At 64.0% G+C, this 17,960-nt stretch carries 13 protein-coding genes; 6 read left to right on the top strand and 7 right to left on the bottom strand.

Annotated elements, in window-relative coordinates:
• Positions 1-13: 13 nt before the first annotated feature.
• From recA to BKY27_RS04805, 3 genes are all read left to right on the top strand, one after another.
• Positions 14-1,081 (top strand): recombinase RecA, encoded by a 1,068-nt coding sequence (gene recA, locus BKY27_RS04815; protein WP_071673311.1) that lies wholly within the window; start codon positions 14-16, stop codon positions 1,079-1,081.
• Positions 1,082-1,223: 142 nt separating this feature from the next.
• The gene (alaS, locus tag BKY27_RS04810; protein ID WP_071673310.1) at positions 1,224-3,887 is read left to right on the top strand and encodes an alanine--tRNA ligase; all 2,664 of its coding nucleotides are present in this window, start codon (positions 1,224-1,226) and stop codon (positions 3,885-3,887) included.
• Positions 3,888-3,890: 3 nt separating this feature from the next.
• Positions 3,891-4,181: a DUF1330 domain-containing protein gene (locus BKY27_RS04805; protein ID WP_071673309.1), complete on the top strand. Its 291-nt coding sequence runs from the start codon at positions 3,891-3,893 to the stop codon at positions 4,179-4,181.
• A gap of 74 nt (positions 4,182-4,255) precedes the next feature.
• On the opposite strand, the gene BKY27_RS04800 is transcribed toward BKY27_RS04805, so the two are convergent.
• Positions 4,256-8,008 (bottom strand): efflux RND transporter permease subunit, encoded by a 3,753-nt coding sequence (locus tag BKY27_RS04800; protein WP_071673308.1) that lies wholly within the window; start codon positions 8,006-8,008, stop codon positions 4,256-4,258.
• Entirely contained in the window at positions 8,005-9,264 is a 1,260-nt protein-coding gene (locus tag BKY27_RS04795; RefSeq protein ID WP_071673307.1) for an efflux RND transporter periplasmic adaptor subunit, read from the bottom strand. Before BKY27_RS04795 ends, BKY27_RS04800 begins: the two co-directional genes overlap by 4 nt.
• A 258-nt stretch (positions 9,265-9,522) precedes the next feature.
• Between BKY27_RS04795 and BKY27_RS04790 the strand changes: the two genes are divergently transcribed.
• From BKY27_RS04790 to der, 3 genes are all read left to right on the top strand, one after another.
• Positions 9,523-10,278, top strand: a complete 756-nt coding sequence (locus BKY27_RS04790) for a tetratricopeptide repeat protein (RefSeq protein WP_071673306.1) — start codon at positions 9,523-9,525, stop codon at positions 10,276-10,278.
• Positions 10,279-10,324: 46 nt separating this feature from the next.
• Positions 10,325-11,653: a PQQ-like beta-propeller repeat protein gene (locus BKY27_RS04785; RefSeq protein ID WP_071673305.1), complete on the top strand. Its 1,329-nt coding sequence runs from the start codon at positions 10,325-10,327 to the stop codon at positions 11,651-11,653.
• 167 nt (positions 11,654-11,820) lie between these two features.
• Entirely contained in the window at positions 11,821-13,263 is a 1,443-nt protein-coding gene (der, locus tag BKY27_RS04780) for a ribosome biogenesis GTPase Der (protein ID WP_071673304.1), read from the top strand.
• A gap of 47 nt (positions 13,264-13,310) precedes the next feature.
• Here der and grxD read toward each other — a convergent pair whose 3' ends face one another.
• From grxD to BKY27_RS04755, 5 genes are all read right to left on the bottom strand, one after another.
• Positions 13,311-13,670 carry a Grx4 family monothiol glutaredoxin gene (gene grxD, locus BKY27_RS04775; protein WP_071673303.1) on the bottom strand — a complete coding sequence of 120 codons (360 nt, stop codon included), beginning with the start codon at positions 13,668-13,670 and terminating at the stop codon, positions 13,311-13,313.
• Between the two features lie 37 nt (positions 13,671-13,707).
• Positions 13,708-13,950: a BolA/IbaG family iron-sulfur metabolism protein gene (locus tag BKY27_RS04770; RefSeq protein WP_071673302.1), complete on the bottom strand. Its 243-nt coding sequence runs from the start codon at positions 13,948-13,950 to the stop codon at positions 13,708-13,710.
• Positions 13,951-14,071: 121 nt separating this feature from the next.
• On the bottom strand, positions 14,072-16,231 hold the full coding sequence (purL, locus tag BKY27_RS04765; protein ID WP_071673301.1) for a phosphoribosylformylglycinamidine synthase subunit PurL: 2,160 nt from the start codon (positions 16,229-16,231) through the stop codon (positions 14,072-14,074).
• Between the two features lie 75 nt (positions 16,232-16,306).
• Positions 16,307-16,783, bottom strand: a complete 477-nt coding sequence (locus tag BKY27_RS04760; RefSeq protein ID WP_071673300.1) for a GNAT family N-acetyltransferase — start codon at positions 16,781-16,783, stop codon at positions 16,307-16,309.
• A 236-nt stretch (positions 16,784-17,019) separates the two neighbouring features.
• Entirely contained in the window at positions 17,020-17,922 is a 903-nt protein-coding gene (locus tag BKY27_RS04755) for a LysR family transcriptional regulator (protein ID WP_071673299.1), read from the bottom strand.
• Between the last annotated feature and the right edge of the window lie 38 nt (positions 17,923-17,960).

Below are 17,960 nucleotides of genomic sequence, written 5' to 3'. Positions count from 1 at the left end.
GGAGCGGGAATTAATGGCAACGGCGAACCTTCTCGACATGACCGACCGCAAATCCGCAGACAAGCAAAAGGCGCTCGACAGCGCTTTGGCCCAGATCGAACGCCAGTTCGGCAAAGGGTCTATCATGAAGCTCGGCGCCGACAATCCGGTCGCCGAGATCGAGTCGACATCGACCGGTTCGCTCGGGCTCGACATTGCCCTCGGGATCGGCGGCTTGCCCAAGGGGCGGATCATCGAAATCTATGGTCCCGAAAGCTCCGGCAAGACCACGCTGACGCTGCACTGTATCGCGGAAGAGCAGAAGAAGGGCGGGGTCTGTGCTTTTGTGGATGCAGAACACGCGCTGGACCCGCTCTACGCCAGAAAGCTTGGCGTCGATCTGGACGAACTGCTGATTTCGCAGCCCGACACCGGTGAGCAGGCGCTGGAGATCACCGACACGCTGGTGCGTTCCGGCGCGGTCAGCATGGTGGTGGTCGATTCGGTCGCCGCCCTTACCCCAAAATCCGAGCTTGAGGGCGACATGGGCGACAGCTCGGTCGGGGTGCAGGCCCGGCTGATGAGCCAGGCCATGCGCAAACTCACCGGCTCGATTTCGCGGTCCAAATGCATGGTGGTCTTCATCAACCAGATCCGGATGAAGATCGGCGTCATGTTCGGTAGCCCGGAAACGACGACGGGCGGCAACGCCCTGAAATTCTACAGTTCCGTTCGCTTGGACATTCGCCGCATCGGCTCGGTCAAGGACCGTGACGAGGTGGTCGGCAACGCCACCCGGGTGAAGGTGGTCAAGAACAAGGTGGCACCACCGTTCAAGCAGGTGGAATTCGACATCATGTATGGCGAAGGCATCTCCAAGACCGGTGAGTTGATCGACCTTGGGGTCAAGGCCGGCGTGGTTGAAAAATCCGGCAGTTGGTATTCCTATGGCGATGAACGCATCGGGCAGGGGCGAGAGAACGCCAAGACCTTCCTGCGGGAAAACACGACTGTCGCGATGCAGATCGAAGACAAGATCCGCGCCGCGCATGGACTGGATTTCCAGATGGGCGACGACGATCAGGACATGGTCGAGGACTGATCCCCCCATCCTTTGACTCTTCAGGGCGGCCCCGCTGTGGGCCGCCTTTCGCATTTGCCTCCATTGCCCTGTGGACAGTGCGGCGGACCGGGTTTACATCGCATGGGACGCAATTTGCCTGCAGGAAAGGGGCCCCGCCAAGATGGCCAGCCTGAACGACATTCGCTCCACCTTCCTCGACTTCTTCGCTCGTAACGGGCACGAAGTGGTCCCAAGCTCGCCGCTTGTTCCGCGCAACGACCCGACGCTCATGTTCACGAATTCGGGCATGGTGCAGTTCAAGAACCTGTTCACCGGGGTCGAGCACCGCGACTACACACGCGCGACCAGTTCGCAGAAATGCGTCCGGGCCGGGGGCAAGCACAACGACCTCGACAATGTCGGCTATACGGCGCGCCACCACACGTTCTTCGAAATGCTCGGGAATTTCAGTTTCGGCGATTATTTCAAGACCGAAGCGATCCCTTTCGCCTGGGATCTGATCACCAAGGATTTCGGCATCGACAAGAGCCGCCTGCTGGCGACGGTCTACCACACCGATGACGAGGCGTTCGAGATCTGGAAGAAGGTTGGCGTGCCGGAAGACCGGATCATCCGCATCGCGACCTCGGACAATTTTTGGCAAATGGGCCCGACCGGTCCCTGTGGGCCCTGCACCGAGATTTTCTACGACCACGGCGACCATATCTGGGGGGGGCCTCCGGGCAGCCCGGAAGAGGATGGCGACCGCTTCATCGAGATCTGGAATATCGTGTTCATGCAAAACGAGCAGTTCGAAGACGGCTCGATGCGGGAACTGGACATGCAGTCGATCGACACGGGTATGGGCCTGGAGCGGATCGGCGCGCTGTTGCAGGGCAAGCACGACAATTACGACACCGACCTGATGCGGGCGCTGATCGAGGCGAGCGCCCATGCCACAAGCGTTGATCCCGACGGCCCGAAGAACGTGCATCACCGGGTGATCGCGGACCACTTGCGGTCGACCTCGTTCCTGATTGCCGATGGTGTGATGCCGTCGAACGAAGGGCGCGGCTACGTGCTGCGCCGGATCATGCGGCGGGCAATGCGGCACGCGCATCTGTTGGGCGCGGCGGATCCGCTGATGCACCGGCTGGTGCCGTCGCTTGTCAGCCAGATGGGGCAGGCCTACCCGGAACTGGGCCGGGCGCAGGCGCTGATCGAGGAAACCCTGAAGCTGGAGGAAACCCGCTTCCGCCAGACGCTGGATCGCGGCCTGCGTCTGCTGGATGACGAGCTGGCGCATCTGCCAGAGGACGCGGCGCTGCCCGGCGAGGCGGCGTTCAAGCTCTATGACACTTACGGCTTCCCGCTCGACCTGACGCAGGATGCGCTGCGTGAACAAGGCCGTTCGGTCGATACTGACGGCTTCGACGCCGCGATGGCCGAACAGAAGGCCAAGGCCCGCGCGGCGTGGTCCGGCTCGGGTGAGACGGCGGATGCCGCGATCTGGTTTGACCTTGAAGAGACCAACGGGCCGACCGAATTTCTTGGTTACGATACCGAAACGGCAGAGGGCCAGATCGTGGCCGTGGTCAAGGCGGCGACCGAGGCAGACGTGGCCACCAAGGGCGACAGCGTGGTGCTGATCATGAACCAGACCCCGTTCTATGGTGAATCCGGTGGCCAGGTGGGCGATACCGGCACCATCAGGACCGACAGCGGCGTGGCCACCGTCACGGACACCAAGAAGGTTGCGGGGCTGTTCCTGCACATGGCCGAAATCGCACAGGGCGAGATCACCAAGGGGCAGGCCGCAGAACTGGAGGTAGATCACGCGCGGCGCAGCACGATCCGCGCCAACCATTCGGCGACGCACCTGCTGCACGAGGCGCTGCGGCGCGCGCTTGGCGATCACGTCGCACAACGCGGCTCACTCAACGCGCCGGACCGGCTGCGCTTTGACTTCAGCCATTCCAAGGGGCTGACCGAGGATGAGCTGAAACGGGTCGAGGAAGAGGTCAACGCCTTCATCCGTCAGAATGCCCCGGTGGAAACCCGGATCATGACACCGGACGATGCCCGTGGTCTCGGCGCGCAGGCCCTTTTCGGTGAGAAATACGGCGACGAGGTCCGCGTGGTCTCGATGGGCAAGCTTGCCGGATCGGGCAAGGGAGCCGATGGCCAGACCTATTCTCTGGAGCTTTGCGGCGGCACCCATGTGAAGCAGACCGGCGATATCGGCCTGTTCGTGACGCTTGGTGACAGCGCCTCCAGCGCGGGGGTGCGTCGGATCGAGGCACTGACCGGGGCTGCGGCCTTCAACCACCTCAGCGCACAGGACGCCCGGCTTGGCCGCGTGGCGGCGGCGCTCAAGACCCAGCCGGGTGAGGTGCTTGACCGGGTGCAGGGCTTGATGTCCGAGCGACGGTCGTTGGAAAACGAGGTGTCGCAACTGCGCAAGCAGCTTGCCATGGCGGGTGGCGGGGGTTCTTCTGCCCCGGCGGACAAGCAGGTGAACGGCATCACCTTCCTTGCGCAGGTGCTGGAGGGCGTGACGGGCAAGGATCTGCCGGGCCTGATCGACGAGCACAAGGCGCGGATGGGCGAGGGTTCTGCCGTGCTGCTGATGGCGGAAGCGGGGGGCAAGGTCGCCGTGGCCGCCGGGGTCAGCGCTGATCTGACCGACCGGTTGTCGGCGGTGGATCTGCTGAAAGCGGCCGTGGTCGAGCTTGGCGGCAAGGGTGGCGGTGGCCGACCCGACATGGCGCAAGGCGGTGGCAAGGATATCGGCGGGGCCGACAAGGCCATCGCCGCAGCAGAAGACGTATTGAAGGGAGTTTGAACCATGGCAGGTGCATTCTGGATCGCCCATGTGACGGTGACGGACGAAGAGGCCTACAAGAAATACGCGGCCATCGCGACCGAGGCGATTTCCGAACATGGCGGCGTTTTCCTCGCGCGTGGCGGTAACTACATCCAGAAGGAAGGCCGCGAGCACGCCCGCAACGTGGTGGCCCGCTTTCCATCTCTGGAGGCGGCCAATGCCTGCTATGAATCGGCGCGCTACCAAGAGGCGCTGAGCCATGCCAAGGGCGCGTCGGAACGCGATCTGGTGTTGGTGGAAGAGGCCGAGTAAATCGTTTCAGACGCTGAAGGAAAGGGGCAGGTCCGCGTTGGGCCTGCCCCTTTTTCGTTGCGGCTTGTGCCAGATCACTCCGCCGCCCGCAGCGGCGAGCCGGGCGATGTGCTTTCGCTGTCGGTCTCGTCACTGTCCTCGGTCGGAGGTTCGACGATAAAGACCGGCTGCGGCGGTTCTTCCCAAAGGATCTCGGGGTGGCGAGTGCGCCGCGCCGCGCGGGCCAGCGACCAATCCTGCGCGCGGGTGCTGAGGCGCCGCGCCCCAAGCCGCGCGAGGGCGCGGGCGATCCAGCTGACGATCGTGCCCGCCCAGACCCGCAGGGCCAGAAGCGACGGGGTAAAGACCAGCGTCAGCACCGTGGCGATGCCAAGCCCGAAGACAACGGCGGTTGCCAGTTGCTTCCACCACAGCGCCGTGGGGCTGTCGACGGAATAGCCGCCATTGGCGAAGTCGAGCGAGATGCCATACATCATCGGCAGCAAGCCCGCCATGGTGGTGATCGTGGTCAGCAACACGGGCCGAATACGCGCTTCTGCCGTGCGGGTGATCGCCTCGATATGCGGCATGTAGCGGGAATATTCCTGGTAGGTGTCGATGAGAACAATGTTGTTGTTCACCACGATCCCCGCCAAGGCGACAATCCCCGTGCCCGTCATGATGATCGAGAAGGTCTGGTCCATCACGATCATGCCGATCAGCACGCCGGTTGTGGACAGCACCACTGCCAGCAGCACCAGGACCGAGTTATAGACCGAGTTGAACTGCGCCAACAGGATGATGAACATCAACCCGAGCGCCCCGAGGAACGCCTTGCCAAGGAAGGCTTGAGATTCTGCTTGATCCTCTTGATCGCCGGTCCATTCCCAACTGACCGACGGGGGCAGGGGCGTTTCGGTCTGCAACCACTCGGTCAGCGCTTCGATGCGTTCATTGGCGGTGATCGGCACGGCGGTCCATGCGCCGGTGCCGAGGTGTTGCTGGATGTCGGACGAGGTTTCGACGATCGAGCTTTGTTCCAGCCATGTCTCGCCGGTCTCGGTATTCGTCAGGCGGGTCATCCCCTCTTCGATATCGGCGCGGACGTTGAACACACGCGACTGGTCGATGCGGTCGATCTCGGCCAGTTGCGGCACCGGGGTCCGGGTCACGAAATTCGACAGGGGCACCAGCCCGTCGGGGGTGCGCACGCGCAGGGAATCAAGGGTCGAGAGCACGCGCGACTCCTCGGGGAAGCGCACCCGGATCTCGATTTCCTGATCCGAGGTTGGCACCCGCATCGTGTCCAGGAGGATACCGCGCGTGACCAACTGCACCATGCCGCCAACGGTCGCCACATTGGCGCCGAAGCGGCCGGCGGCCTCGACATCGACGGACAATTGCCAGTCGATGCCGGGCAGGGGCAGGGTGTCTTCGACCAGCGTCAGGCCGGGGGTGTTTTCAAAGTGGTCGCGGACCTGCGCGGTGGCGGCCAGCAACTCTTCCCAGTTGTCGCCCGCAAGGCGCAGGTTCACGGGCTTGCCCGACGCGGGCCCGCGCGACTGGCTGAAAATCTCGGTGCGAATGCCGGGGATCTGATCGAGCCGCTGCTGCAACTCGTCAATGATCACGTCGCCATCATAGGCCGGGTCCAGCACTTGCCTCGGAACCTCGATCAACCCGCCAAGCAGGGGAATTGGCTGGCTGATGGTGGGGCGCTCGTCCCACGGGGTCAGGTCGAATTGAACCTGACCGATGGTATCGCGCGGCTGTTCCGCGCCGCCGGTGTTGTTGCGCAACCCGCCCTCGCCGGAGAAGGCGAAAACATCGCGCACGGCGCGGGTCTGCATCACCTCGGCTTCGACCTGGGCCACCAGCGCGTTCATCTCGGTGACCGAAAGGTTGCCGCGTGCGCGGACGTAGACAAGGCCGTTTTCCGGCTCGGACTCCACGAAGAACTCGGTACCGTTGCTATTGGCCTGGAAGTAGACAAAGACACCGCCGACAAACATGACCACCGCCGCGATGCTGACCAGCGGCATCACCGGGTTGCCGACGATGGCGTGGATGATCCAGCCAAACCAGCTCCTGCGATAGCCCGCGTCGATGCGCTTGGGCTTGCGGTGGATCGCCACCGACCCGAGCGTCACGGACAATGCCGCCGACGCGATCAGGAACAACACCGCACCGGGGGTCATCGCCCGCAGGGCCGAGGCATCGGGCGGCAACGGCACCAGCCCGCCGGGGCTGATGGTTTCCAGCGCGGCGAGAAACATCAGGTAGGCTGCGCCAATCGTCAGCAATGCGCGCAGCGGCCAGAGCGGCACCATGCGCCTCAGGAAGTCGCTGCCATGATCGACGATCCGGGTAAATCGCGCGGCGACCCCGCCCAGAACCGGCAGGTAGATCAGCGCGACCACCAGCGACGCCGACAGGACAAAGATCAGCGTGACCGGCAACATGCCCATGAATTCCCCGGCCACACCGGGCCAGAACAGCATCGGCAGGAAGGCGCACAGGGTCGTCGCGGTCGAGGAGACGATGGGCCAGAACATCCGCTTGGCGGCGTCGGTAAAGGCCTGCATCGGTCGTGCCCCTTGGGCCAGCCGCGTGTCGGCATATTCAACGACCACGATGGCCCCGTCGACCAGCATCCCCACCGCCAGGATCAGGCCGAACATCACGATATTCGAGATCGTGACGCCCATGACCCCGAGGAAGATGAAGCACAACAGGAACGAGGTCGGAATTGCAAAGCCCACCAGCAGCGCCGAGCGTGTCCCGAGCGCGGCCAGAACCACGATCATCACCAGCGCAATGGCGGTCAGGACCGAGCCTTCGAGCTGGGTCACCATGCTGTCGACCGTCACCGACTGGTCAAGCGTGGCGGTGACCCGCACCGCCTGTCGCAGTTCCTCCGGCCATTCGGCTTGCGCGGCGGCGATTTCCTCGCGCACCAGTTGCGCGGTGTCGATGATGTTGTAGCCAAGCCGCTTGACCACCTGCAACGCCACCGCGTTTTCGCCGTTGAACCGGGCCGTGCCTTGTCGGTCCTCGTAGGTCAGGCGGATTTCTGCAAGGTCGCCGAGCGTCACCACCCGGTCGCCATTCACCGTGATCGGCAAGCGGTAGATATCTTCGGTGGTGTCGAAGCTCGACGGAATCGAGACCGAGATCGCGCCGCTGTCGGTCGAGACCTCGCCCGCCGCGATCAACTGGTTGTTGTTGACAACCGCGTCGATCAGCTCGCGCGCGGTGACGTTGTAAGCCTCCAGCGCCAGCGGGTCGATCACGACCTCGACCATCTCGTCGCGGTTGCCTGCCAACCCCGCTTCGAGGATCGGGGGCAGCGCTTCCAGCCGGTCTTGCAGGTCATTGGCCAACCGCAGCAGCGTGCGTTCCGGGGCCTCGCCCGACAGCGCCACGATGATGATCGGAAATTCCGAGAAGTTGATCTCGTTGATCGAATAGCCATCCGCCCCGTCGGGGAAGCTTGCCTCGGCGGTATTCATCGCCTCGCGCACTTCGGCGATGGTCGCGTCCTTGTCCCAGCCGAATTCAAATTCCAGGAACACGCCGGCATAGCTTTCGGCGGCGTTCGATGTGATCTGGGTCAGGCCGTCCAGATCCTGAAATTCGGTTTCCATCGGGCGGATGAGCAGGCGCTCGCTGTCCTCCGCCGAGATACCGGGGAAGGGGACCGAGACGAACAGGCCCGGAATGTCGATATCGGGCTCGCCTTCCTTGGGCAGCCCGATATACGCTCCGGCCCCCGCGACGATCGAGAGCACGACGAAGGCCAGCACCATCCGCGCGTGGGAGGCGGCCCAATCAATGAGTCCGGTCATTGCGTCGGCTCCTGCTCATGGGGGTCGACGGGGACGCCATCGGTCACGAACTCCTGGCCTACCACGATCACATCGACGGTCTCGGGCAGGTCCGCGACCAGCACCCCGTCAACGGTATCGCGCAGGAAGGACACCGGCGCGAAACGGGCGGTGTCGGTGTCATCCACGATCCGCACGCCGAGGATGCCCTCGTCATTCAAGGTCAGGGCCGACGAAGGGACCAGATGCGCCATCTGTCCGGGGGCGGCGATCAGGATGTCGGCGGTCTGGCCGTCGCGGATTTCCAGATCGGCATTCGGAACGGTGATCTCCACGCGGAAGGTCCGCGTCTGTGGGTCGGCAGAACGGCTGAGGAAGGTCACGGTGCCCTGCACCCGCTGGCCGGTGGCCAGTTGGGCACCAGCAGTGGTGCCGTTTTCGATGCGGGCGACATCGGCCTCGGGCACATATCCTACCAGCTTGATCGGATCGAGCTGGATCACCGTGGCGCAATCCGTGCCGGGCTGCATCAGCGCCCCGAGTTCCGCTGTGTCGCCTTCCAGCAGACCGGCGAAGGGCGCTGTGATGCGCAGTCGCTCGATTTCCTGCTCGGCGCGGGTGACGGCGGCCTCGGCGGACTGGATGCCGCTGCGGGCCGATTCCACACCGGCCTGAGCCGACCGGATTGCCGCTTCGGCGGACGAAACGGCGGCGGCGGTGGACACCGCGCGGGTTTCCGAGCCAAAGCCGCTTTCGGACAGGCGCGAGGCCGCGGTGTTGTTGATCTGGGCTTCTTGCAGGCGGGCTTCGGCCTCATCGACGCGGGCCTCTGCCTCGGGCAGGCGCGAGCGGGCGGTGGCCAGACCGGCCACGGCTTCGGCAAGCGCGGCCTCTCGGGTGCCGGGCGCGATTTCGCACAGCAACTGGCCTTCCTCGACGAACGCGCCCGCACGGATCGGGTCCGACACGATGCGCCCTGATGTTTCTGCGCGGACCACAACCTGCCGGGCGGCTTCGGTGCGCCCGCGCAAGACCACAGCGGTGTCGACCTCTTGCGCCACGGAGTGCCGCGTGACCACCGAGACGGTGCCGGGCCGCAGGCCCGCGGGCGCCTCTGCCTCGGGGGCGGTGTCGGCCTCGGGCATGGCGGCGGCCTCCGGCGCGGGTGTTTCCCCACGGAAGCTTTGGGCGAAGGATACCAGCCGGTCGCGTTGCATCACTACGCCGTACAGAACGACACACACCAATAGCGCCGTGATCATCGGAAAAACGCGCATCTTCGCCTCTTGTTCCCTGCTGCCCCGCGCGACTACTTCGGGGGCTTCACACATGGTTTCAACCAGTATCTACGCTGAACCGCTCCGTTCAGTTCACTTTGTGGCAGAAAGGACGCCAAAAGTGAACGGGTCAGTTCATTTTGATGCGGCCATTTTCCGGCCCCGTCCTGCGAGACTTGTGACCGGGGGGCGGTTCGGGCTATGAGGCGAGGAAAGACATCAGAGCCGCCGCGCGCGGCCGGACAAACCGGGGCACCCATGGCCAATACCGACAGTTTCATTGAAGAGGTCAACGAAGAGCTGCGCCGCGACCGGCTGTTTGCTCTGTTTCGGAAATGGGGCTGGATCCCGATCCTGATCATTCTTGTGATCGTGGGGGCCGCCGCCTATCGCGAATACAGCATGGCGCAGGATCGCGCAGCCGCGCAGGCCTTCGGGGACGAAGTGATCGCGGCGCTCGACTCTGATGAACCGGCCGCGGCCTTGGCCCGGATTTCGCCGGAAAACCCCGACGCCCAAGTGCTGTTGACCTTGCTGTCGGCCGGACAAACCACCAGCGACACGGATCAGGTGACTGCCGCCGCCCAGTTGCGCACGCTGGCCGACCGGCCCGATCTGGCGGCCCGCTATCGCGATCTGGCGTTGCTCAAGGCCTACCTGATGGACCCGCAAGACCCCGCACAGGCGATGACCGTGCTTGAAGGGTTGTCTCAGCCCGGTCGCCCCTATCGTCCGCTCGCCATCGAGCAGCAGGCTCTCTTGCACGTGTCGCTTGGCGAAACCGATCAGGCGATCGCGCTTTTGCGCGTGCTGGAAGAGGACAGTCAGGCCACGCCGGGCTTGCAACAGCGGGCATCTCAGTTGATTGTGGCGTTGGAATCCGGCGCGACCCTAGCCGATGCCGCCCCGCAAGAGGCGGTCCCGGCAACCGACGCCGCCGCAGCACAAGGCGATGCGGCGGACGGGACGGGCGGCGCACCGGCCGCGACGGGCACCGACGGGCCGAGCCAGTAACTGGCCGGTGGCGTCGGAGGAAACGAGAGCGAGGGGCAGCGGGCAGATGACAACACGCAGCATCGGAATCCTGGGGCTTGCGGCCCTCGTTGCCCTTTCGGCCTGTTCCGAACGCGAGGTGATCCTCGAAGGGCAGCGTTTCGGCACCCGCACCCCGCTGGACGAGGCCGTTCCGGGCGCAGAGACCGCGCCCGAGGCTGTCGATGCGGCTCGCCCGATTGCGCTGGCGGCACCGGTCACGACCACGGACTGGCCGATGCGCGCCTACGATCAGCGCAACCTGATGCCCAACGTGGCGCTCTCGTCTGCGCCGCAGGAATTATGGGCGACCGATATCGGCGCTGGCAACTCTCGCCGCGCCCGGATCACCGCTGACCCCGTGGCCGCCGATGGCCGCATTTTCACCCTCGACGCGGATGCGCAACTGGCCGCTGTTGGCCCCGATGGCGCGGTGCTGTGGACGGTCGACCTGACCCCCGGATTCGAACGGGGCGGCGGCATTTCCGGCGGCGCGCTCGCGGTGCAGGGCGGTACGCTCTACGCTACCACCGGCTATGGCGAGTTGATCGCGCTTGACCCGACGACGGGCGCGGTCCGCTGGCGCCAGCGTCTGGCCGCCGACATCACCGCCCCAACCGTCACCGACAACTCGATCTACGTGGTCAGCCGCGACAGTCAGGCTTGGTCGATCAATCCCGAAAACGGCCGCATCCGCTGGCAACTGCCCGCTGGTCCCGCGCAGGCGGTGCTGGCCGGTGGCGCGGCGCCTGCCGTCACGGACCGTCTGGTGATCTTCCCCTTCGGCTCGGGCGAACTGGTGGCAACCTTGCGGCTTTCGGGCGTACGGGTCTGGGGCACGACGGTGGCCGGTGAACGCCGGGGCGTGGCCTATAACAACATCAACGACATTACCGGCGATCCGGTGGTCGTGGGCAATACGCTGTATGCGGGCAACCAGTCTGGCCGCGTCGTGGCAATGGACGCTGCGTCGGGCGAGCGGCAATGGACTGCGCAGGACGGCGCTTATTCCCCGCTTCTGCCCGCTGGCGATTCCCTTTTCTTCGTCTCTGACAGGAACGAGTTGATCCGGCTCGACGCCGAAACCGGCGACCGTATCTGGGGGACCGAACTGCCGCTTTACGTCAATGACCGTGTCAGACGGCGGCAGGCGGTGTTTACCCATTTCGGGCCGATCATGGCGGGCGGGCAGCTTTTTGTCGCTTCGGGCGACGGTCTGATCCGCGTGTTTGACCCCGAAAGCGGTGCGGAAGTGAACCAGATCGAAATTCGCGGTGGGGCCGCCGCCCATCCCATCGTGGTGAACGGGGTTCTCTACGTGGTATCCGGCGACGGTCGCTTGCACGCCTATCGCTGAGTGTCCCGCCGCCGAACTGGCCGTCACGATGGTGCCTGCCGGGCGTTGGATCGGGCGGGGTCTGCTCTGGCCGTGCATGTTTTTTGGACCAAAGGCGGCAGGACCGCTTTTCATTGCCGGTGTCCTGCGCTAAGCGGCGCGGTCTGAATTGAAAGAAGGTGAGGCCAATGAGCTTCGTTCTGGCCATTGTCGGACGCCCCAATGTGGGGAAATCGACCCTGTTCAACCGTTTGGTGGGCAAGAAACTGGCACTGGTGGATGACCAGCCGGGCGTGACCCGCGACCTGCGCGAAGGCGCGGCGCGGCTTGGCGACCTGCGCTTTACCGTCATGGACACGGCTGGGCTGGAAGAGGCCACCGACGACAGTCTGCCGGGGCGGATGCGCCGCCTGACCGAGCGGGCCGTGGGGATGGCCGATGCCTGCCTGTTCATGATCGACGCCCGCGTCGGCGTCACCCCGACGGACGAGGTTTTTGCCGACATCCTGCGCCGCTCTGGGACACCGGTGATCCTGGCCGCGAACAAGGCCGAGGGGCGCGCCGGGGAATCCGGGGCGCTTGAGGCGTTTTCGCTGGGGTTGGGCGAGCCGTTGTCCCTGTCGGCCGAGCATGGCGAAGGCATGGCGGAACTGGCCGTGATGCTGTCGCCGATGATCGAAGCCGCCGCGCTGCGCGTGGAAGAGGCCGAAACCGATCTGGACGTTGAAGAGGGCGAAGAGGCCCCGGAACGCACCAAACCCTTGCAGATCGCAGTCATCGGTCGTCCCAATGCCGGGAAATCCACCCTGATCAACAAGATCGTCGGCGAAGAGCGCCTGCTGACCGGCCCCGAAGCCGGAATCACCCGTGATTCCATTGCCGTCCCGATCAACTGGGATGGGACCGAAATGCGCATCTTCGACACCGCCGGTATGCGCAAGCGGGCCAAGGTGCAGGAAAAGCTTGAAAAGCTGTCCGTGTCTGACGGGCTGCGCGCCGTGAAATTCGCCGAGGTCGTGGTGGTGCTGCTCGATGCGGCGATCCCGTTCGAACAGCAGGATCTGCGCATTGCCGACCTCGCCGAGCGCGAGGGCCGCGCCGTGGTTGTCGCGGTCAATAAATGGGACGTGGAAGAGAACAAGCAGGAAAAGCTGCGCGACCTGAAAGAAGCTTTCGACCGCCTGTTGCCGCAATTGCGGGGCGCACCGCTTGTGACCGTGTCGGCCAAGACGGGGCGCGGGATCGACCGGCTTCAGGCCGCGATCATCCGCGCCTATGACGTCTGGAACCGCCGGGTGACGACGGCGCAGCTCAATCGCTGGCTGACCGAGATGGTCGAGGCGCATCCACCGCCCGCGCCCGCAGGCCGCCGTATCAAGCTGCGCTACATGACACAGGCCAAGACGCGGCCCCCGGGCTTCGTGGTGATGTGCTCGATGCCCGACAAGCTGCCGGAAAGCTATTCGCGGTATCTCGTCAACGGCCTGCGCGACCATTTCGACATGCCGGGCACGCCGATCCGGCTCTACATGCGCAGTCAGGCGGCGGATAACCCCTACAAGGATCGCAAGAAATCCATCCCCTCGCGCCTGACCAAACATGTGAAAAAAGGCGCCACGAAAAAGGGCTGAGGATCGCGCCTCAGCCCCGTTCTTCTTTGTTAAAATACCTCGGGAGGTCAGGCGTTCGCGGCACGAATCTTGTCGGCGGCGTCCTTGTCATAAGTCACGCCGTTGGTCTCGAAGAGCTGGTCCAGCTCGCCCGACAGGGTCATCTCGGTGATGATGTCGCAGCCGCCGACGAATTCGCCCTTCACGTAGAGCTGCGGGATCGTCGGCCAGTCCGAGAATTCCTTGATGCCCTGGCGGATGTCGTCGTCGCTCAGCACGTTCACGTCGGCGAAGTCGACGCCCATGAAGTTGAGCACCCCCGCCACGCGGCTGGAAAAACCGCATTGCGGCATGGTCTTGGTGCCTTTCATGAAGAGCACCACGTCATTGGCGTCGATGGTTTCCTTGATCTGGTCTTGTGCGCTCATAATGTCCGCGTTTCCTTGTTGTCTCGTGGTGTCCGGCTCACTCCGGTGCTTTCGTCGTCAGTGCCAGCGCGTGCAATTCGCCCTGCGCACCGTCCATCTTGCCCTTGAGGGCGGCATAGACGGCCCGTTGCTGTTGCACGCGGTTCATGCCCCTGAAGCTCGCGTCGATCACCTCGGCGGCGTAGTGGTTTCCGTCGCCCGCCAGATCGGTGATGGTGATCTGGGCCTCGGGAAAGGTTTCTCGGATCAGGTCTTCGATGTCGCGTGCCTGCATGGCCATGTTGGGGCTACTCCTCGCTGTCCGATCAAATGTAGTCTGCCATCCTCGGCGCCTCAAGGGGCGGCAGGGCGGGACCGATCCCGGCCGGAACCGGACTCGAAAATTGCATGTTTTCCGCAGCTCAGCCCAGCTTTTCGGCAAAGCTGCCCCGGTAGAGCGCGGCCAGGTCGGCGAGCGGGGCCTCGGTCGAGCCAAGGCGCACGCTGTCACCGCCGAATTTCCCGACGGTCACGATCGGAACGCCGGACCGGCCTGCCGCGATCATCAACGCCTCGGCCTTGTCAAAGGAACAGGCAATCAGGTAGCGGCCCTGATCCTCGCCGAAAAGGGTGGGGGTGTCGTCCGCGTCGAGCGTGACGCCCACGCCCGACGCCTCGGCCATTTCAAAGGCGGCCAGGGCCAGCCCGCCATCCGACAGGTCCGAGCACATGTCGATCCACGTGCGGTTTGCGCGGATGAACGCGCCGTTGCGCTTTTCGACGTCCAGATCCACCGAGGGCGCATCGCCGTCTTCACGGTTGAACACCTCGTAGAGCAACGCGGATTGACCCAGATGGCCGGTGGTCTCGCCCACGAGGATCGCAAGATGCCCGTCGCGGGCGGTGCCGCCGATCATCTCGTCGACGTGATCCAGCAGGCCCACGGCACCAATGGTCGGGGTGGGCAGAATGCCTTGGCCGTCGGTTTCGTTGTAAAGGCTGACATTGCCCGACACGATGGGCATATCCAGCGCCGCCACCGCCGCGCCGATGCCTTTGATCGCGCCCACGAACTGGCCCATGATCTCGGGTTTTTCGGGGTTGCCGAAGTTGAGGTTGTCGGTGGTGGCCAACGGCTTGGCGCCCACGGCGGTCAGGTTGCGATAAGCCTCGGCCACCGCCTGCTTGCCGCCTTCAAACGGGTTGGCCTTGACGTAGCGCGGGGTCACATCCGAGGTGAAAGCGACCGCCTTGTCGGTGCCATGTACCCGCACCACACCCGCGCCAAGACCCGGCGCGCGCACGGTGTCGGCCATGACCATGGAATCGTATTGCTCGTAGACCCACTGCTTGGCGGCGTAGTTGGGCGAGGCGATCAGCGCCTTCAGCCCGTCTATTGCGTCAATGCCCGGCACCGGCTCCATCTCGTCCGCCACCGGGGTTTCAACCCACGGCCGGTCATATTCCGGCGCGGTGGAGGACAGTTTCGACAACGGCAGGTCGGCCATGACCTCGTTGCCATGGATGATCAGAAAGCGGTCCTCGGCGACGGTTTCGCCGACAATGGCGAAATCGAGATCCCATTTCTCGAACACGGCGCGCGCTTCGCCCTCTTTCTCGGGGTTCAGCACCATGAGCATCCGCTCCTGGCTCTCGCTCAGCATCATTTCGTAGGCCGTCATCGCGCTTTCGCGCTGCGGCACGTGGTCGAGGTTGAGCTGAATGCCAAGCCCGCCCTTGTCGCCCATTTCCACGGCAGAACAGGTCAGGCCCGCCGCGCCCATATCCTGGATCGAAATGACCGCCCCGGTGCGCATCAACTCCATGCACGCTTCCATCAGGCGTTTCTCGGTGAACGGGTCGCCCACCTGCACCGTGGGGCGCTTTTCCTCGATCGTGTCGTCGAACTCGGCGCTGGCCATGGTGGCGCCGCCGACGCCATCGCGCCCGGTCTTGGCACCGAGGTAGACCACCGGCATACCCACGCCCGAGGCTGCGGAGTAGAAGATCTTGTCCGCGTCTGCCAGACCTGCGGCAAAGGCGTTGACAAGGCAGTTGCCGTTATAGGCGGGGTGGAACCGCACCTCGCCGCCCACGGTCGGCACGCCGAAGCAGTTGCCATAGCCGCCGACCCCTTCCACGACGCCATGCACAAGTTGCCGTGTCTTGGGGTGGTCGACGTCGCCGAAGGACAGCGAGTTCATCGCCGCCATGGGCCGCGCGCCCATGGTGAAGACGTCGCGCAGGATGCCGCCCACGCCGGTTGCCGCGCCCTGATAGGGTTCGATGTAAGAGGGGTGGTTGTGGCTTTCCATCTTGAAGACCACGGCCTGCCCGTCGCCGATATCCACGACACCCGCGTTTTCGCCGGGGCCGCAGATCACTTGCGGGCCTTCGGTCGGCAGGGTGCGCAGCCATTTCTTCGAGGACTTGTAGGAACAGTGCTCGTTCCACATGGCCGAGAAGATGCCAAGCTCGGTAAAGGTGGGCTCGCGTCCGATGATGTCGAGGATGCGCTCGTATTCATCGGGGCTCAGCCCGTGCGCGGCGATGATGTCGGGCGTGATGGCCGGTTCCTGCATGGTCGTGATGTCCCCCGCGGGTGATGTCTCGCGTCTCTTTAGGGCAAGGCCCGCGCGGGGAAAAGGGGGCAGGGATCAAACGGGCTTTCGGAAGGTCAAGGATGTGGCCCTGTCGTATCCCGGATGGGCGCTGGCGCCGACCAGCCGAAACCCCATCGCGCGGAAACTGCGGTGATTGTTTCGCAATTCGACGCGGGTTTGCAATGCCACGCCCTTCAGCCCCGTTTCCTGGGCGTGCTGCATCGCAGCATCGATCAGGGCCCGGGCCAGTCCCGATCGGCGCTGCGCCCGGTCCACGGCCAGCTTGCCCACGTAATACCAATCGCCCTTGCGGCAGCCAAACAGGCACGCCACCAGCACGTGATCACGCTCCACGATATAGAGATCTTCCCCGGCCGCTTTCTGTTTCAATCGTTTCAGGGACAGGCGTTGCAGAGAGGAGGGCGGATCAATGACCCCGTCCATATAGACAAATGACTGTCTCAGCAGCCGCATCAGCGCAAGCCAGTCTGAAAACCCGGTTGGATTTATTGTGATCACATTCCCGCCCATGCGGATTAATCCTGCCACTCGGCCAAAAAAAAGGCCGAGACGAATCTCGGCCAAAGTCCAACAGGGAGGTAGTGATCAAGCAATTGCTTGCCGTCGATCACTGATGCTGAAATAGGCAGCACGTTAAGAACGATCAAGGAATTTCTCGCCGCATTGCCGCAATGCCGCTATGCGCGTTGCGCATGGCACACAGTTTTAGGGCAATCCTGGCGACACTGTGGCGGAATTGAGGCCAATCAGCCCTCTTGATCGCGTCGGCGGCGGCGATGTGCGATGATCTCTTCGGTGACAAAATCCCGAAACGCTTCGATCCGCTTGGAATGGCGCAGTTCCTCGGGATAGGCGAGGAAAACGGGCACCTCGGTGCTTTCCACCTCCGGCAGAACGCGGACCAGATCGGGGAAGTCGTCGGTCAGGTAATCCGGCAGCAGGCCGATGCCCAGATGGTTGATCACCCCCTGAAGCACGCCAAAGTAATTGTTTACCGTCAGGAAGCTGCCCACATCGTAGGACATGATTTCATGCACCAGCATCGCGCCGGCACTGACCTGCGCGGAATGGGGGTTCTGGGAAATCAGTCGATGATCGCCGAGGTCTTCCAGCGAGGCGGGGGTGCCGTGCGACTCGAGGTAGGTGGGCGATGCGTAAAGCTGCATCCGCACACTCATCAGGCGCTTGCGGATCAGGTCGGCCTGGCTGGGTTCCTTCATGCGAATGGCGACATCGGCTTCGCGCATCGGCAGGTCCATCACCCGTTCCTCAAGGATCAGGTCGATCTTGAGCTGCGGGAAATTATTGTAAAGCTGCACCAGACGTGGCGCCAGCCAGAGCGAGCCGAACCCCACGGTGGTGGTGACGCGCAGCTCTCCGAACACTTCTTCTTCGCTGTCGCGGATCCGGGCGGCGGCGGCATCGAGCCGCTTCGACATGGAACGGGTGGCATCGAACAGAAGTTCGCCCTGCTCGGTCAGAATCAGCCCCCGCGCGTGACGGTGAAAGAGCGTGGTGTTCAGGCTCTCTTCCAACGAGCGGATCTGTCGGCTCACGGCGGATTGGCTCAGATGCAGCGTGTCCCCCGCATGGGTGAGGCTGCCAGCATCCGCCACGGCGTGAAATATGCGCAGTTTGTCCCAATCCATTGGCTTGGGTCCATTTTCTGTTTGTGATGCCCTGTTCG

It is taken from the genome of Nioella nitratireducens (assembly GCF_001879715.1).
Taxonomy (GTDB): domain Bacteria; phylum Pseudomonadota; class Alphaproteobacteria; order Rhodobacterales; family Rhodobacteraceae; genus Nioella; species Nioella nitratireducens.
This window is presented reverse-complemented; position numbering and strand designations above follow the sequence as displayed.